We start from the raw sequence: 15,011 nt of genomic DNA, 5'->3' as shown, positions 1-15,011 counted from the left end.
ACACCGATCCGATCACTCGATCGTGATCCGTTGATCGAGGAGAAACGGAAGCGCGAAATTCCGGAGCATCGCCCGCTCTTCCGCCTCGTCCGCGCCGGGCAAAGTCAGCAAAGACACCATCACCCGCACGAACCACTGCCCCAGCCGTTGCGCCGCGCGGGTGGCCAGGTCGGGGCGGAAACCGCTGACGAAGTTCGTCGCGAGCGCATCGACCACCTCTGACGAATTCGATAGTTGTGCAACGATTCCCGCGTTGTCCGGGGCGAACCACACAGCCAGGTACGGAGTCTTACGCACCTCCGCGAGCAAGGCGGTGAGTCCGTCCAGCAGTTGCTCGCCCGGTTCGGTGGCCGCGCCGACCGCCCCGTCCCGCCACACTCGTTCGACCACCTTGCGCGCCTCGCGCCCGGCGAACGCGACATACAGGGCCTGGCGATTGTCGAAGTAGCGGTACAGCGTCGCCCTGGAACAGCCCGCGGCTTCGGCGACTTCGGCCATGCCGACCCCGCTCACACCCTTGTCGATGAACAGCGCGCGGACCGCGTCCAGGATGCGCTCGCTCGCCAGTTCGGCGCGGCCGTCGGCCAGCCAGTCGCCGGTCACGCGGCACACCGGAACGGAACGGTAGTTGGCCGCCGAACATAGGGCCCCGGTGCGTATTCGACCGCGTCGATGTCCACCACGTAGTTCGGGAATCGGTCGAGCAGTTCCTCCAGCGCGACCCTGGCCTGCATCCTGGCCGCGGCGGCGCCGAGGCAGTGATGCGGGCCGTGTCCGAAGGTGAGGATGCGCTGCGGGTTCCGATCGATATCGAGTTCTGCCGCGTCGGCGCCGAAGGCGCGTTCGTCACGATTGGCGGATCCGAACACCAGCAACACCTTGCGCCCCGCCGGAATCGTTGTGCCGCCCAACTCGACGGCGCGCGTCGCCGTGCGCGCGAGACACTGCACCGGCGCAGTCAGCCTGGCGAATTCCTCTACGGCCGTGCGGATTCGGTCCTTGTCGGCGACAAGTGCCGCTCGTTGGTCCGGATGTTGTTGCAGCAGTTGCACGGCACCGCCGAGCAGACCCGTGGTGGTGTCGTTGCCACCGGCGACCATCGTCCAGGTGTAGGCCAGAATCTGTACCAGGCCACGCACATCCGCGTCGTCCGCCGCCAGGCCCGCCCGGACGAGCAGCGACACGGTGTCCTCCCCCGGGTCGGTCCTACGCCGCTTGATGAGTTCGGCGAAGTAGCCCATCATCGCCATCGAGGCGGGCATGGCTTGGGTTCGGGCGCGGTCGGTGCTGCCCGCGACCACCGCCTCGGTCCAGCCGTCGAACCGATCCCGGTCCTCGTCGGGCACCCCGAGGTAGTAGGCGACCACCATGCTCGGCAGCGGTTTGAACACCTGCTCGACAATGTCCCCGCCACCCGCCGCGGCGATCCGGTCCAGCCGTTCGCGGACGAATCGGCGCACCACCGGCTCCACCTCGGTGACCTGGCGTGGCGTGAACCCGCGGGCGACGAGCTTGCGAAAGTCGGTGTGCTCCGGCGGATCCTGCATCACCAGCGGCGGATTGTCGGTGAGCCCGATCTGGGCCAGCTCGCCGTACTCGACGGTCAACCCGTCGCGGGAGGAATAGGTTTCGGTGTCGCGGGCCGCCGCATACACATCCTCGTGCCTGGTCAATACCCAGTAGTCGTTGCCAGGCCGAGCCGGCGGCACCACGTGGTGCACCGGATCTTGTTCGCGCAGAGCGGCATACATCTCCCACGGCGATGTCCAGGTCGGGCCGGAGCGGAGCTCGAACACGGGAGCGGCGCGATACGCATCGATCGACATGTAGTGACGGTAAGACAATTTAACGATTGTGTCTAGAACAGGTTCTCATTCGATCCGCCGGACCGATCACCCTCCGAAACCGGTCCGGCCGCCTTGCCGAGTCGGGACCGTCGTCGCGCACCCGTGGTTACCTTCGGCAGTGGCAACACGATGATCGTTGCCGGTCAGCTCCCGGAAGAGCCAGCGAAGTGTGTCCGGTGTCCCGAGTGACTTGCCAGGCCGGTCACCCCTCGAAGACCGGCCCGGCAAGCACCCCTCCCCCGAGGCCGACCTGTCAACCCCTCGAAGACAGGTCGCGCCCCGTTCCCACCCCCGGTGGTGGCTTAACCCCGTCAACCGGAGCGCCCGGTGTGTTCGGTGTTGACACAAACAATGCACGCGCGGGCTTAGCGCGCCCTTAAGAACACCTTGTAGGCGCGAAATCGCTGGTCATCACGCCTCGAGGGCGGCGAATGTGCCGAGTTTGTACCACCCGGACCCGAATAGCGGATGATGGAGACAAGTGCGCCAAGGAGAGTGGGAGCGACGATGGAAACCGTGGTGGTCTGGGTACTGGCCTGCCTGCTTTATTGGTGGGGCCTGCTGTAGCCGTGCCGGAAACCTGGCCGGAATCGGCCAGGTCTACTACACTCGGTCGTAGATTGGTTGCGTAGCCGCAACCACCGCTCGCCCGATGGGGGTCACCATGGCTCACCCGACCGGTTCCGTCGAATTACGCTGGACCGCCGCCGTGTTCGCGGTCGCGTTGCTCACCCATGGCGCCGATCATCTCCGGCGTGGCATGGATACCGTGTCCAGCACCGTAATGGTGCTCGGCACAGTGCAATTCGTTCTCGCGGTGGTGACGATCGCACTGGTGTTCACCGGACACCGATGGGCCGCGCTCGCCGCCGTTCTCATCGGCTTCGCCAGTGCGGCCGGGTTCGTCCTGGTGCATCTATTCCCTGATTGGTTCGGCCCCTTCAGCGACAGTTTCATCAACCCGCCCGCCGCCGCGAAGGTCACCGGATTCTCCTGGTTCGCAGCGATTTTCGAGATCATCGCGGATCTTCTCATCGGCGTCGCCGGACTCCGGGCCCGGCGCACCACGGCCTAGAGGCGAGTTGTTCATCCGGCAACTGGAGCTGATCCTCGACGGCTTGGATCGCGCCGTATTCATCTGCGGCAAAGCATCGAGGCAGGTGCACACCCGGACGGGCACGCACCTGCCTCGGTGTCGAACTATCAGCCCTGCGAAGGCGGCGGTGTCGGCGCGCCCTCGAGGCCGGACCGGACGCCTTCCTCGACCCGCTTGCCGAGATCGGGGTCCACGTTGGTCCAGTACTCGAAGACCCGGCTCAGCACCGGTTCTCGCACCCCGCCGAGCACGTGCCCGACGATGTTGTTCACCAGGCGGTCCCGCTGCTCGTCGTTCAGCACCTCGCGCACCATGGTGCCCGCCTGGGTGAAGTCGCCGTCCTCGGGATGCTGGATGTAGCCGGCCCGCACCATGGTCGGATCGAACTCCCACAGGCCGCCGTCGGGCGCCTGCGACGCGTCCGCGTGCGGACCGCCGAAGGAGTTCGGCGCATACACCGGAACGCTGGCGTCGTTGTAGAAGTACCGCATGGCGCCCTCCTTGGAGTAGGAGTTCACCTCAGCGGCCCGCGGCAGGTTCGGCGGCAGCTGCGCGTAGTTGGTGCCGATCCGGTAGCGGTGCGCGTCCGCGTAGGCGAACACCCGGCCGAGCAGCATCTTGTCCGGCGAGAAACCGATGCCTGGAACGACATTCGACGGCTCGAAGGCGGCCTGCTCGATGTCGACGAAGTAGTTGCCCGGGTTGCGGTTCAGCGTCCACTTGCCGACCTCGATCAGCGGGTAGTCCTTGTGCGACCACACCTTGGTCAGGTCGAACGGGTTGAACCGGTAGCTCTCCGCCTCGGCGACCGGCATCACCTGCACGTGCAACGTCCAACTCGGGAAGTCGCCGCGCTCGATCGCGTCCCACAGGTCCTTGCGGTGGTAGTCGGCGTTCTCGCCTGCGATGCGGTCAGCGTCGGCCTGGGTCAGGTAGTCGATGCCCTGGTCGGTCTTGAAGTGGTACTTCACCCAGAAGCGCTCGCCCGCCGCATTGATCCACTGGTAGGTGTGCGAGCCGTAGCCGTTCATGTGCCGATAGGTCTTCGGGATGCCGCGGTCACCCATCAGCCAGGTCACCTGGTGCGCCGTCTCCGGGCGCAGCGTCCAGAAGTCCCACTGCATGTTGTGGTCGCGAAGTCCGTTGCCGGGCAGGCGCTTCTGCGACCGGATGAAGTCGGGGAACTTGATCGGATCCTTGATGAAGAAGATCGGGGTGTTGTTGCCGACGAGGTCGTAGTTGCCGTCTTCGGTGTAGAACTTCACCGCGAAACCCCGTGGGTCGCGCCAGGTATCGGGGCTGCCCTGCTCACCGGCGACGGTGGAGAACCGGACCAGCGACTCGGTCCGCGCACCCGGCTGGAACAGCTTGGCCTTGGTGTAGCGGCTGACATCGTTGGTCACAACCAGCTCACCGTACGCACCCGCGCCCTTGGCGTGCACGATCCGTTCCGGCACCCGTTCCCGGTTGAACTGGGCGAGCTTCTCGATCAGGTAGTGATCGTGCAGCAGGATCGGGCCTTGGGTACCGGCGGTGAGCGATTCGTTGTCGCTCTCCACCGGGGTTCCGGTGTTCGTGGTTGTCGGCTTGGTCATATCGAAGCCTCCTCGGCTGATGAACAACTTCCCCGGGTGGGCTGACCCGGGCTGTCAGGATGTCTGCCGGCGCGAACGGCAGGTCGGGCACAGACCCCAGAAGACGACCTCTGCCTCGTCGACCGCGAACCCGTGGTCGTCATCGGGTTCCAGGCAAGGGGCTCTGCCCACGACACAGTCGACGTCGACGACCGTGCCGCAGCTGCGGCACACCAGGTGGTGATGGTTGTCCCCGGCGCGGGTCTCGTACAGCGCGGCCGAACCGGCAGGCTCGATCCGCCGCAGGATTCCGGCGTTCACGCAGGCCCGCAATACGTCGTAGACGGCCTGCGTGGACACCGAGCCGAGGGTTTCCCGAACGGTGGCGGCCACCCGGTCCGCATCGACATGCGGGGCGGCCGCGACCGCGTCCAGCACCGCGACCCGCGGGGCGGTGACCCGCAGGCCGGCCGCGCGCAACTGCGCTCGCGGATCGGTGTGGTTAGTGTGCATGACACCGATCCTCCACCTTTTCTGGAATTAGTCAAGAAAAGGAATCGATCGGGTCATGCGTTGCGCACATCACATCCGGCCGCGCGGAATACTTCCGGACGGATGGTCGTTGATGCTCACTGTCGGCGTCCGGACAGCCCCGGGCCTCACCCCTTTGTCGCTACGAGCGACCACCCGCCGAGAGGCGCTTGTGGGACGTCGACTCGACTCAGCGCCGCCAGTTTTAGCGACCTGGCGGCGTTTGTGTTTTCCGGGCCGAGTCGCGGCGGTCGAAGTGGTCACGCAGGATGCGGGGGTGACGACAGACAGCGACGCGCTGCGACGGCGACTCGGACTGACCGATGCGGTGGTCATCGGCTTGGGATCGATGATCGGGGCGGGGATCTTCGCCGCGCTCGCGCCCGCGGCAGGCGCGGCCGGTAGTTGGCTGTTGCTCGCGTTGGCGGTGGCCGCGCTGCTCGCCTACTGCAACGCGACCTCCTCGGCGCGACTCGCCGCGTTGTATCCGGTTTCGGGTGGCACCTATGTGTACGGCCGCGAACGTCTCGGGGCTTTCTGGGGCTATCTCGCGGGGTGGGGTTTCGTCGTGGGGAAGTCGGCGTCGTGCGCGGCGATGGCGTTGACGGTCGGCAGTTACGCGTGGCCGGAGCACGCACGGGTGGTCGCGGTTGGCACCGTTGTCGCGATCACCGCGATCAATTACACGGGCGTGCAGAAGTCGGCGACGGCCACCAGGATCATCGTTACCGGGGTGCTCGTCGTGCTGGCGACCGTCGTGATCGTCGGGTTCTTCGGAAAGCATTCGGCGGCAACGGCTTTACCGGACAAGGTCGGGGTGCGCGGTGTGCTGGAGGCGGCCGGGCTGCTGTTCTTCGCCTTCGCCGGGTATGCGCGGATCGCGACACTCGGCGAGGAGGTGCGGGAGCCGCGGCGCACCATCCCTCGGGCGATCATGATCGCGCTGGGCGTGGCGCTCGCGGTTTACGCGCTGGTGGCGATCAGCGCGTTGACCGTGCTCGGCTCGGCGGGGTTGACCGCCGGGAGCGACCCGCTGGCCCGGCTGGTCTCAGCCGCGGGCGCACCGGGATGGGCGCCGGTGGTCCGGGCGGGTGCGGTACTCGCCGCGGCCGGGTCGCTGCTCGCGCTGATCCTCGGCGTCTCCCGGACGGTGCTCGCCATGGCGCGCGACCGCTATCTGCCCGGCGCGCTGGCGGCGGTGCATCCGCGGTTCGGTGTGCCGCATCGCGCGGAGCTGGTGGTCAGTGCCTGCGTCGCGGTGATCGCCGGAGTGTTCGATCTGCGTGCGGCGATCGGGTTCTCGTCGTTCACGGTGTTGTTCTACTACCTGATCGCCAATGTCTCGGCGGCGACGCTCGGCGCGGCGGAGGGTCGACCGGCGCGGTGGGTGCCGATCGTCGGTGCGGTCGGCTGCGTGATCGTGGGGTTGTCGCTGCCGTTGGGTTCGGTGGCGGCCGGACTCGCGGTGCTTGCGGTGGGCGTCGCGGTGTTCTGGGCAGTGCAGGCTCGCCATCGGCGCGACTGAACTCGCCCACAGATTGCCCGCGCCACGCTCCGCCTGTTGCCACGGCCATCGCGACCTCCCGCGATAGCCTCTGAACATGGGGCGTTTCGGTGGGTTCCTGGCTGGGTTCGCTGCGTTATCGCTGCTGGCGGGGAATGTTTTCGCCGGGAACGCGCAAGCGGCACCGGGCCGCGCGGCCGAGGAAGTGCGGTGCACGCCGCAGTCCGGCCGCGAGTTCGCGCGGGCGAAGCCGGAGCAGGTCGGGCTGGATAGCAAGCGGCTCGCGGACGCATTGACCTTCGCCGCCACCCGAAACCGATTGAATGTGCAGGTGTTCCGGCGCAACTGCTTGATCGGCGAGGGCCCGTCGAACGACATCACCGGGAATGTGGCGTGGAATATCTGGAGCTCCACCAAGAGCGTTGTTTCGGTGCTCGCCGGAATGGCATGGGATCGGGGCAAGCTCGATATCTCCGCGCCGATCGGCCGGTACCTGCCGCCAGGACTCGGCGACGCCGAACATCGCGCGATCACCGTCGAGCACCTGCTCACCGAAACATCGGGTATGAAGGTCGGCGCGCTCACCGAGGGCATCACGGGAGTAGTCCCGATCGACCCGAACAGTGCCGTGCAAGCGTTGGGCATGCCGCTGGAAAACCCGCCGGGCACCATATTCAGTTACAGCCAGCGCAATGTCGACCTACTCACCTACGTCCTCGAACTGGCTGTCGGCGAACCACTCCAGCAATTCGCCCAACGTGAACTCTTCGACCCGCTCGGCATCAAGCGCAGCGACTACTACTGGGCCCGCGACCGAGCCGGACACACCTACGGCTACGCGCACCTGCTGATCCCGCCGAACGACTTCGCCAAACTCGGTCTACTGGTGAGCAACGACGGACGCTGGGGCACACAGCAACTCGTCTCCGAACGTTATCTTCGGAAAGCACGCCAGCCCACGAAAGCCAATGAATGCTACGGGTACCTGTTCTGGCTCGGGCCCGAGTGCGCGGCACCGCTCTACGGCGTGCCCAACGACCTCTACATGATGGATGGCCTCGGGATGCAGAACATCTTCGTCATCCCGAGCCTCGACCTCACGGTGGTCTGGACCGGATTCTTCGGCAATCGGAGCAGTCACGGCCTGACCGGCACCCTGCAGAACCAGGCGGAACTGCCGTACGAGTTCTTCCGCAAGGTATTCGCCGCGTTCCACGACCGGCCAATGCCGGACCCGGGCCCGTGGGTCGAGCCGCCGGTGCGCCTCGATCCGCGAAAATACGTCGACCCGAGCATCCTGCTCGCCGTGTTCGGCATCGGCCCGGGCGCCTATCCGGGCTGCAATGTCTTCTCCTGTCTGGACTATCCGCTGGCCCCGCCCTTTTGGGACACCCCGCCTGGCTGCGCGATCCTGGTGTGCCTCGGCCCCGGCGCCCCGGGTATCCGATGAATCTCGGGCGCGCCATAACGCCGCATTCGTCCATCGTCGGCGACCTTGCGCGATAGCCTCTGAACATGGGGCGATTCGGTGGGTTCCTGGCTGGGTTCGCTGCGTTATCGCTGGTGGCGGGGAACGTATTCACCGGGGTCGCGCAGGCGGCACCGAGCCGCGTGGCCGAGGAGGCGCGGTGTGCGGTGAATTCCGGCCGCGAGTTCGCTCGGGCGACACCGGAACAGGTCGGCCTCGACAGCGACCGTCTCGCGGACGCATTGACCTTCGCCGCCACCCGAAACCGGTTGAACGTCCAGATCTTCCGGCACAATTGCCTCATCGGCGAGGGACCGACCAATAAGCACACCGGAAACGTGGCATGGAATATCTGGAGCGCCACCAAAAGCGTTGTTTCGGTGCTCGCCGGAATGGCATGGGATCAGGGAAAACTCGATATCTACGCGCCGATCGATCGCTACCTGCCGCCTGGACTCGGTGACGCGCAGCATCGTTCCATCACGGTGGAGAACCTGCTCACCGAGACATCGGGCATGAAGGTCGGTGTGCTGACCGAGGGAGTTACCGGCGTCATCCCGATCGACCCGAACAGCGCGGTACAGGCGCTCGGTGTGCCCCTGGACAACCCGCCCGGCACCGTATTCAGCTACAGCCAACGCAATGTCGACCTGCTCAGCTATGTCATCGAATTGGCGATCGGCGAGCCGTTCCAGCAGTTCGCCCAGCGTGAACTGTTCGACCCACTCGGCATCCACCGTGGCGACTACTACTGGGCCCGCGATCGCGCCGGGCACACCTACGGCTACGCGCACCTGCTGATCCCGCCCAATGACTTCGCCAAACTCGGTCTGCTGGTGAGCAACGACGGACGCTGGGGTGAACAGCAACTCGTCTCGACGCAATACTTGCGACAAGCACGCCAGCCTTCGCGGGCGAACAAATGCTACGGCTATCTGTTCTGGCTCGGCCCCGGATGCGCGGAGTCCGCGAGCATATTGCCGACCGACGTCTACATGATGGCCGGACTCGGCATGCAGAATGTCTTCGTCATGCCGAGCCTGGACCTCACGGTGGTGTGGACCGGTTTCTACGGCAATATCAGCAGGCACGGACTGACCGGCACCATCCAGAACACGGCCGAACTGCCCTACCAGTTCTTCCGCAAGGTATTCGCGGCATTCCAGGAACCGCCCTTTCCCGATCCGGGGCCGTACGTCGAGCCACCGGTGCGGCTGAACCCGGGCCAGTTCGTCGATGTCAACTTCGTGCGCGCGGTGTTCGGCGACGGACCGTTCGCGTATCCCGGCTGCAACGTCCTCACCTGCCTCAATTACCCGCTGGCAGCACCCTTCGCCGACACAGCGCCGGGTTGCGCGATCCTGGCCTGCCTCGGCCCCGACCCACGCACCCCCGGCATCCGCTGAATCACACGCCGAAGAACGGCAGCTCACCCTCCTTCGCGCCGTGTGCGAAGAAGTGGTCCGGGGAGACGACGACGAACAGCGCGTTCGCCTCGGCGACGAGTTCGCCGTCGAGCTCGAGCCGCGCGTGGATGTGCAGCTTGCGCTCCCCCTCGCGGCGATCGAGGATCGCGGACACGATCATCGGCCGATGCAGCGGCGCGGGCTTGGCGTAGTTCACCTCGAGTTTGGCGGTGACCGCGGGGACGCACATGGTGGTCGGCACGGTGCCCGACGCCTCGTCCAGCACGGCCGCGACCACCCCGCCGTGCGCCAGACCCGGTGCGCCCTTGTGCCTTTCATCGAAGGTGAAGCGACCGACAATACGATCGCCGATCAGCTCGAGGGTCATCCCGACACCCGCGTAATTGTGCTGCCCGCAGCCGAAGCAGCCGTCGACGTGCGACGGCAACGGGCCCTGCGGCATCGGACTGTTCAACGGCACCGGTTGCCGCACCTGCTCGGCGCCGCGATCGGATGCTTCGGCAAGTCCGGTCATGCGCACCCCTAAATCAGGAATCAGTTGTCTCCCGAATGAAGCTAGATTTAGGAAACATCCGTGTCAAGATTGCGGGGTGGCCAAGCAAGCACGAACCTACGGCGGTGTACCCGCCGATCAGCGCCGCGCCACCCGGCGCGAGCAGCTGCTGGAGGCGGCGTTCGAGGTGATGGCGCTGGACGGACCCGGCGGGCTGACGATCCGGACCGTCGCCAAGCAAGCGGGCCTGTCCACCCGGTTCGTCTACGAGAGCTTCACCGATCTCGACGACCTGGTGGTCGCGGCGTTCGAACTGGCCTTCCGGCAGATGGCGGCGGCCGTCGACGGTGCGGTCGCGGCGGCCGGACCGGACCGCCGCGACCAGGTGACCGCCCTGGTCGAGGCGCTGGTCGATTTCTTCCTGCAGGCACCGGCCAAGGGAAAGCTCTTGTCCACCAAGGCTTATGGTCACCCCGCCGTAGCGACGCGCCGACTCGCGCGGGCCGAGGACGTCTCGCGGACCTACGGCGCACTGCTGCACGGGCTGCTGACCGACCGCGCTCCGGACGATCCGGCCATCGATCTGACCGCCCGATTCCTGGTCGGCGGCTTCGGGGAGACGACCACCGCGTGGATCCAGCAGTCGCTCCCCTATCCGCGGGACAAATTCGTGCACGACAATGTCGAGTTGTTCCTCGGCACCATCGCCGCGCTCGAACGCCTCTGAGCCGCGCTCGAACGCCGCTGAGCGATGCGGCGTCAGGCCAGCGTAGTGAGCCAGCCGTGCAGGGTGTCGGTACGCAGTGCGGCGCTGTGGCGTTTGCGCAGCGCCTGCGAGACAGGGCCGGGTCGGCCGTCGGCGACCACCCGCCCGTCCACCTCGATGACCGGAGCGGCACCCGCGGACGTGCCGGTGACGAAGACCTCGTCGGCGATGTACAGCTCGGTCAGGTCGACGGTGCGTTCGACGACCGGGATGCCGTCCTCGGCCGCCAAGGTGAGGATGGTGCGGCGATTGATGCCGTCGAGGATGTCGCAGGAGACATCGGGGGTGATCAGGGTGTCGTTGCGGACGAGGAAGATGTTGGCGGCGCTGAGCTCGCAGACGTGGCCATTGCCGTCGAGGAACACGCAGTCGTCGTAGCCGCTGTCGATGGCGTCCTGTTTGGCCAGCACCGAATTGACGTACGCGCCATTGACTTTGGCACGCGACGGAATAGCGTTGTCCGGAATGCGCCGCCACGGGCTGGATTTCAGGCGCATGCCGTCCTGCGGGACGATCGGTACCGCGTCGTAGACGAACATGCTCAGCCGAATCGCGCAGCCCCGCACCTTGGTACCGGGGATCGACTCGACGACGTGCACGGTGGCGCGGACGAATACATCGGTCGTCGGCATGTTCCGGCCGATCAGCTCGACCACCGCGGCGTAGAACCGGTCGAAGTCCCATTCCGTGGCGAACCGATCGATGCCGATGATCTTGCAGGACTCCTCGATCCGCCGGAAGTGATCGTCCAGCCGGAACGCGGTGTGCGCTGCCCCTGCCACATGTACGGGGAAAACGGTGTAGACGCTGAGTCCGTACAACACCGCCGACGATGCGACGCTGACCGTGGCCTCCTCGGCCGCAACGATCCGGTCACCTAGGTACACATGGGGATAGGGGTTCGCCATCGGCGGAGGCTAACAGCCGCGACGGCGACGGAGCGAACGTATTTTCCGCCGCGCTCCGCTCGGTGCGCGACGATGCCGACCCGCTGCGCCGCGACGACAGCCCGGACACCGGAGCGCATTACGCTCGACCGGGTGACTCAGGAACAGCGAGGTGGACGGGCGGCGCAGGCCGCCGAACGCCGCGCGGCCATCCTCGAGGCCGCCAGAGAGGTGATCGCCGAGCGCGGCTATCGCGGCACCTCGCTCGCCGCTGTCGCGGAGCGCGTCGGGCTCACCCAACCCGGACTGCTGCACTACTTCCCGAGCAAAGAACATCTGCTGGTCGCGGTGCTCGAGGCGCGGGACCGCTGGGATACAGCGGCGTTTCTGGCCGGACCGTCGGACAGTTGGCGGCTGTCACATCTCGAGCAGCTGGTCGAGTACAACGCGATGCGGCCCGGTGTTGTGCAGACGTTCACGGCGCTGGTCGGCGAAAGTGTGACCGGCGGGCACCCCGCGCGGGAGTATTTCGTCGAGCGCTACGCCCACGCCAGGGCGAGACTAGCCGACCTGCTGCGGGCGGAGTTCGGTGATCGGCTGGCCGGGGGTCGGACACCTGAGCAAGTGGCACCGCTGTTGATCGCCGTGCTGGACGGCTTGCAGACGCAATGGTTGCTCGACCCGGCCGTCGACATGAGTGCCGCGTTCCGGGACTTCGTCGCTTTGCTCGGACCGGCTGACGACACCGCGGCAAGTCCTCGCTCATAGATAACGAGATGATAACAACACCTACCATTGATTAGGTGAGTTCAGCGGAATCAGCGGACGCCCGCCGCCTGCCCTCCGGGGCTTTTGCGGGCACCCGCCCACCGTGTCCGCAACTACATTGGTAGACAAAGGAGTTCATCATGAGTCAAGCCGACGTGGTCCGCGAGGAAGCCGTGACGGCGGCCCTCGGGAAGCTCGACCTCCCGACCAAGGCCAGGCTGCTGATGGGGCAGGACATGTGGTCGCTGCCCGCGCTGCCGGAGATCGGGTTGCGGTCGCTGGTGATGTCCGACGGCCCGATCGGGGTGCGCGGGGTGCGTTTTTCCGCCGACGATCCGTCCATCGCGCTGCCATCGCCCACCGCGCTCGCCGCGACCTGGGATCCGGAACTGGCCAGGCGCGCAGGCCTGCTGCTCGCGCAAGAAGCACGCCGCAAAGGTGTGCAGGTGCTGCTCGCGCCGACCGTCAACCTGCATCGGTCGCCGCTCGGCGGCAGGCATTTCGAGGCCTACTCGGAGGATCCGTACCTCACGGGACGCATCGGGACCGGCTATGTGCGCGGCGTGCAGGACGGCGGGGTCGGCACCACGGTCAAGCATTTCGTCGCCAATGATGCCGAGACCGAACGCTTCACCGTGAACAATGTCGTCTCCCCCCGCGCGCTGCGCGAGTTGTACCTCGCGCCTTTCGAAGCGATCGTCCGCGAGGCGGGCCCCTGGGGCATCATGGCCGCCTACAACCAGGTCAACGGCACCACCATGACCGAGCACGCCGCCCTGCTGAACGGGGTGCTGCGCGACGAATGGGGGTACGACGGCGTGGTCGTCTCCGACTGGATCGCCGCGCGGTCGACAGTCGGCGCGATCACCGGCGGGCTCGACATCGCGATGCCGGGACCGCGCGGCGTCTACGGCGACGCGCTCGTCGCCGCGGTGCGCAACGGCGAGGTCGAGGAGTCCGTGGTCGACGCAGCCGTGCGACGGGTGCTGCGCCTCGCCGCCCGGGTGGGCCTGCTCGACGGCGCGGAGCCCGCGGTGACCACGCCGCCCGCGAACATCGACGGCATCGCGCTGGCCCGTGAAATCGCCGGTCGCTCTTTCGTTCTGGTGCGAAACGCCGCGGTCGCGGACCGTACGGCGCTCCCCATCGACGCCGCCGACAAGGTCGCGCTCATCGGTCTCGCCGCCAGGGACGCCCGTATTCTCGGCGGCGGTTCGGCCACCGTGTTTCCCGAGTCCGTCGTCTCCCCGCTCGACGGCCTGACCGCCGCGCTGCCGGAAGATGCGTTGACCTTCGCGGTAGGCGCCACGCCGAGTGACGCTTTGGGCGCAGCCGACCAGGGATTCGAGTTGCAGGTCCGCGTGCTCGATGCCGATGGCGAGGTGCTCGGAATCAGCTCGCTGCCCAATGGAATGGTCGAGTGGATCGGCGAAATGCCCGACGGCATCAGCTACGACGCGCTGCACACCGTCGAGATCCATGGCACCTTCACCCCACGGGAAAGCGGTGCGCATGTCTTCGGCACCAAGGGTTTCGGCGAGTTCCGCCTCGTCGTGGCGGATACCGTGCTCTTCGATGGCAGCGAAACACCCTCCGGCGCGGACCTTTTCGAGGCATTCTTCGGCACCCCCGTCGAGCGCGGCACGGTCGAGCTGACGGCTGGGCAGCCGGTCGAGGTGCGCATGACGCATAGCCCGATGAAGTTCGCGGACGCACCCATCCAAGCGGTCAACGTCACCCTCGCGCACGGGGACCCGCGACGCGACCCCGACGAGCTGATCGCGGAGGCGGTCGAGGCGGCGCGAGCGGCCGATGTCGCCGTGGTCGTCGTCGCCACCACCGAGCAGGTCGAGTCGGAGGGCTTCGACCGCAAGACGCTGAAACTGCCCGGCCGCCAAGACGAATTGGTCAGCCGGGTCGCCGCCGTCAATCCGAATACGGTGGTGGTCGTCAATGCGGGATCGCCGGTGGAGTTGCCGTGGCGCGAGGAGGTCGCGGCGATCCTGTTGAGCTGGTTCCCCGGCCAGCAAGGCGGGGCCGCACTCGCTGACGTGCTACTCGGCCACACCGAGCCGGGCGGGCGGCTGCCGACCACTTGGCCCATCGCACTGGCCGATTGCCCGGTCACCGAGGTCGTCCCGACCGATGGTGAACTCGTCTACCGGGAGGACGTGTTCATCGGCTATCGCGCGTGGGAGCGGGCGGGCACGACTCCGGCGTACCCGTTCGGACACGGATCCGGTTACACCACATGGGATTACGAGTCGATCGAGCGCGATGCGACGACCGTGACCGTCCAGCTGCGCAATACCGGTGCCCGCCGCGGTGCCGAGGTGGTGCAGATTTACATTGCGCCGGTAGCGGATTCGGCGATCCGCCCGTCCCGCTGGCTGGCCGGTTTCACCCGAGTCGAAGCCGACCCAGGTGAGCAGGTCGCGGCGCGCATCCGAATTCCACAGCGCGCGTTCGAGATCTGGGACGAAGAGCGCAACACCTGGCGATCAGTACCCGGAACCTACGAAATTCAAGCAGGCCATTCCTCCGCCGATCGCCGCCTGGCAACCCGCTACGAAACGAAGTGAGCGACCGAGGCCGTGGTTCCGACCGCGGACCCGCGGCCTCGCCGCTCTGCTAACGGCCCCGCCTAGCC

At 66.8% G+C, this 15,011-nt stretch carries 13 protein-coding genes; 7 read left to right on the top strand and 6 right to left on the bottom strand.

Annotated elements, in window-relative coordinates:
- Positions 1 to 12: 12 nt before the first annotated feature.
- Together KV110_RS02235 and KV110_RS02230 are read right to left on the bottom strand one after the other, a co-directional pair.
- Complete coding sequence (locus KV110_RS02235; RefSeq protein ID WP_218472882.1) at positions 13 to 603, bottom strand: TetR/AcrR family transcriptional regulator; 591 nt, start codon at positions 601 to 603, stop codon at positions 13 to 15.
- Entirely contained in the window at positions 600 to 1,826 is a 1,227-nt protein-coding gene (locus KV110_RS02230; RefSeq protein ID WP_218472881.1) for a cytochrome P450, read from the bottom strand. The genes KV110_RS02235 and KV110_RS02230 overlap by 4 nt, the downstream gene beginning before the upstream one ends.
- Before the next feature lie 685 nt (positions 1,827 to 2,511).
- On the opposite strand from KV110_RS02230, the gene KV110_RS02225 reads away from it, so the two are divergent.
- A complete protein-coding gene (locus tag KV110_RS02225; protein WP_218472880.1) occupies positions 2,512 to 2,922 on the top strand; it encodes a hypothetical protein in 411 nt (136 codons plus the stop codon).
- Between the two features lie 128 nt (positions 2,923 to 3,050).
- On the opposite strand, the gene KV110_RS02220 is transcribed toward KV110_RS02225, so the two are convergent.
- Both KV110_RS02220 and KV110_RS02215 read right to left on the bottom strand, forming a co-directional pair.
- Positions 3,051 to 4,538 (bottom strand): catalase, encoded by a 1,488-nt coding sequence (locus KV110_RS02220; RefSeq protein ID WP_218472879.1) that lies wholly within the window; start codon positions 4,536 to 4,538, stop codon positions 3,051 to 3,053.
- A 54-nt stretch (positions 4,539 to 4,592) separates the two neighbouring features.
- Complete coding sequence (locus tag KV110_RS02215) at positions 4,593 to 5,030, bottom strand: Fur family transcriptional regulator (RefSeq protein ID WP_218472877.1); 438 nt, start codon at positions 5,028 to 5,030, stop codon at positions 4,593 to 4,595.
- A gap of 295 nt (positions 5,031 to 5,325) precedes the next feature.
- On the opposite strand from KV110_RS02215, the gene KV110_RS02210 reads away from it, so the two are divergent.
- The 3 genes from KV110_RS02210 to KV110_RS02200 all read left to right on the top strand — a co-directional run bounded on the left by KV110_RS02210 (position 5,326) and on the right by KV110_RS02200 (position 9,426).
- Complete coding sequence (locus KV110_RS02210; protein ID WP_246634312.1) at positions 5,326 to 6,573, top strand: APC family permease; 1,248 nt, start codon at positions 5,326 to 5,328, stop codon at positions 6,571 to 6,573.
- A 76-nt stretch (positions 6,574 to 6,649) separates the two neighbouring features.
- Entirely contained in the window at positions 6,650 to 8,002 is a 1,353-nt protein-coding gene (locus KV110_RS02205) for a serine hydrolase domain-containing protein (RefSeq protein WP_218472876.1), read from the top strand.
- Between the two features lie 65 nt (positions 8,003 to 8,067).
- Complete coding sequence (locus tag KV110_RS02200) at positions 8,068 to 9,426, top strand: serine hydrolase domain-containing protein (RefSeq protein ID WP_218472875.1); 1,359 nt, start codon at positions 8,068 to 8,070, stop codon at positions 9,424 to 9,426.
- Position 9,427: 1 nt separating this feature from the next.
- Here the strand turns inward: KV110_RS02200 and KV110_RS02195 are convergent, their stop codons facing one another.
- Positions 9,428 to 9,961: a PaaI family thioesterase gene (locus KV110_RS02195; RefSeq protein WP_218472874.1), complete on the bottom strand. Its 534-nt coding sequence runs from the start codon at positions 9,959 to 9,961 to the stop codon at positions 9,428 to 9,430.
- Positions 9,962 to 10,037: 76 nt separating this feature from the next.
- On the opposite strand from KV110_RS02195, the gene KV110_RS02190 reads away from it, so the two are divergent.
- Positions 10,038 to 10,667, top strand: coding sequence for a TetR/AcrR family transcriptional regulator (locus tag KV110_RS02190; protein ID WP_218472873.1), 630 nt, complete (start codon positions 10,038 to 10,040; stop codon positions 10,665 to 10,667).
- 32 nt (positions 10,668 to 10,699) lie between these two features.
- On the opposite strand, the gene KV110_RS02185 is transcribed toward KV110_RS02190, so the two are convergent.
- Complete coding sequence (locus KV110_RS02185; protein WP_218472872.1) at positions 10,700 to 11,614, bottom strand: aminotransferase class IV; 915 nt, start codon at positions 11,612 to 11,614, stop codon at positions 10,700 to 10,702.
- 132 nt (positions 11,615 to 11,746) lie between these two features.
- Here KV110_RS02185 and KV110_RS02180 point away from each other — a divergent pair, with 132 nt between their 5' ends.
- On the top strand, positions 11,747 to 12,361 hold the full coding sequence (locus KV110_RS02180) for a TetR/AcrR family transcriptional regulator (RefSeq protein ID WP_218472871.1): 615 nt from the start codon (positions 11,747 to 11,749) through the stop codon (positions 12,359 to 12,361).
- A gap of 140 nt (positions 12,362 to 12,501) precedes the next feature.
- Positions 12,502 to 14,943, top strand: a complete 2,442-nt coding sequence (locus tag KV110_RS02175) for a glycoside hydrolase family 3 protein (protein WP_218472870.1) — start codon at positions 12,502 to 12,504, stop codon at positions 14,941 to 14,943.
- Positions 14,944 to 15,011 lie beyond the last annotated feature (68 nt).

It is taken from the genome of Nocardia iowensis, assembly GCF_019222765.1.
In the GTDB taxonomy this organism is placed as follows: domain Bacteria; phylum Actinomycetota; class Actinomycetes; order Mycobacteriales; family Mycobacteriaceae; genus Nocardia; species Nocardia iowensis.
The sequence above is the reverse complement of the archived record's forward strand: the minus strand, read 5'-3'. Positions and strand labels throughout refer to the sequence as shown.

Excerpts from the sequence above, each read along its gene's own strand:
- KV110_RS02205 (WP_218472876.1), top strand. The coding sequence starts at position 6,650 with ATGGGGCGTTTCGGTGGGTTCCTGGCTGGGTTCGCTGCGTTATCGCTG.
- KV110_RS02175 (WP_218472870.1), top strand. The coding sequence starts at position 12,502 with ATGAGTCAAGCCGACGTGGTCCGCGAGGAAGCCGTGACGGCGGCCCTC.
- KV110_RS02215 (WP_218472877.1), bottom strand. The coding sequence starts at position 5,030 with ATGCACACTAACCACACCGATCCGCGAGCGCAGTTGCGCGCGGCCGGC.
- KV110_RS02230 (WP_218472881.1), bottom strand. The coding sequence starts at position 1,826 with ATGTCGATCGATGCGTATCGCGCCGCTCCCGTGTTCGAGCTCCGCTCC.
- KV110_RS02225 (WP_218472880.1), top strand. The coding sequence starts at position 2,512 with ATGGCTCACCCGACCGGTTCCGTCGAATTACGCTGGACCGCCGCCGTG.
- KV110_RS02185 (WP_218472872.1), bottom strand. The coding sequence starts at position 11,614 with ATGGCGAACCCCTATCCCCATGTGTACCTAGGTGACCGGATCGTTGCG.
- KV110_RS02195 (WP_218472874.1), bottom strand. The coding sequence starts at position 9,961 with ATGACCGGACTTGCCGAAGCATCCGATCGCGGCGCCGAGCAGGTGCGG.
- KV110_RS02220 (WP_218472879.1), bottom strand. The coding sequence starts at position 4,538 with ATGACCAAGCCGACAACCACGAACACCGGAACCCCGGTGGAGAGCGAC.
- KV110_RS02200 (WP_218472875.1), top strand. The coding sequence starts at position 8,068 with ATGGGGCGATTCGGTGGGTTCCTGGCTGGGTTCGCTGCGTTATCGCTG.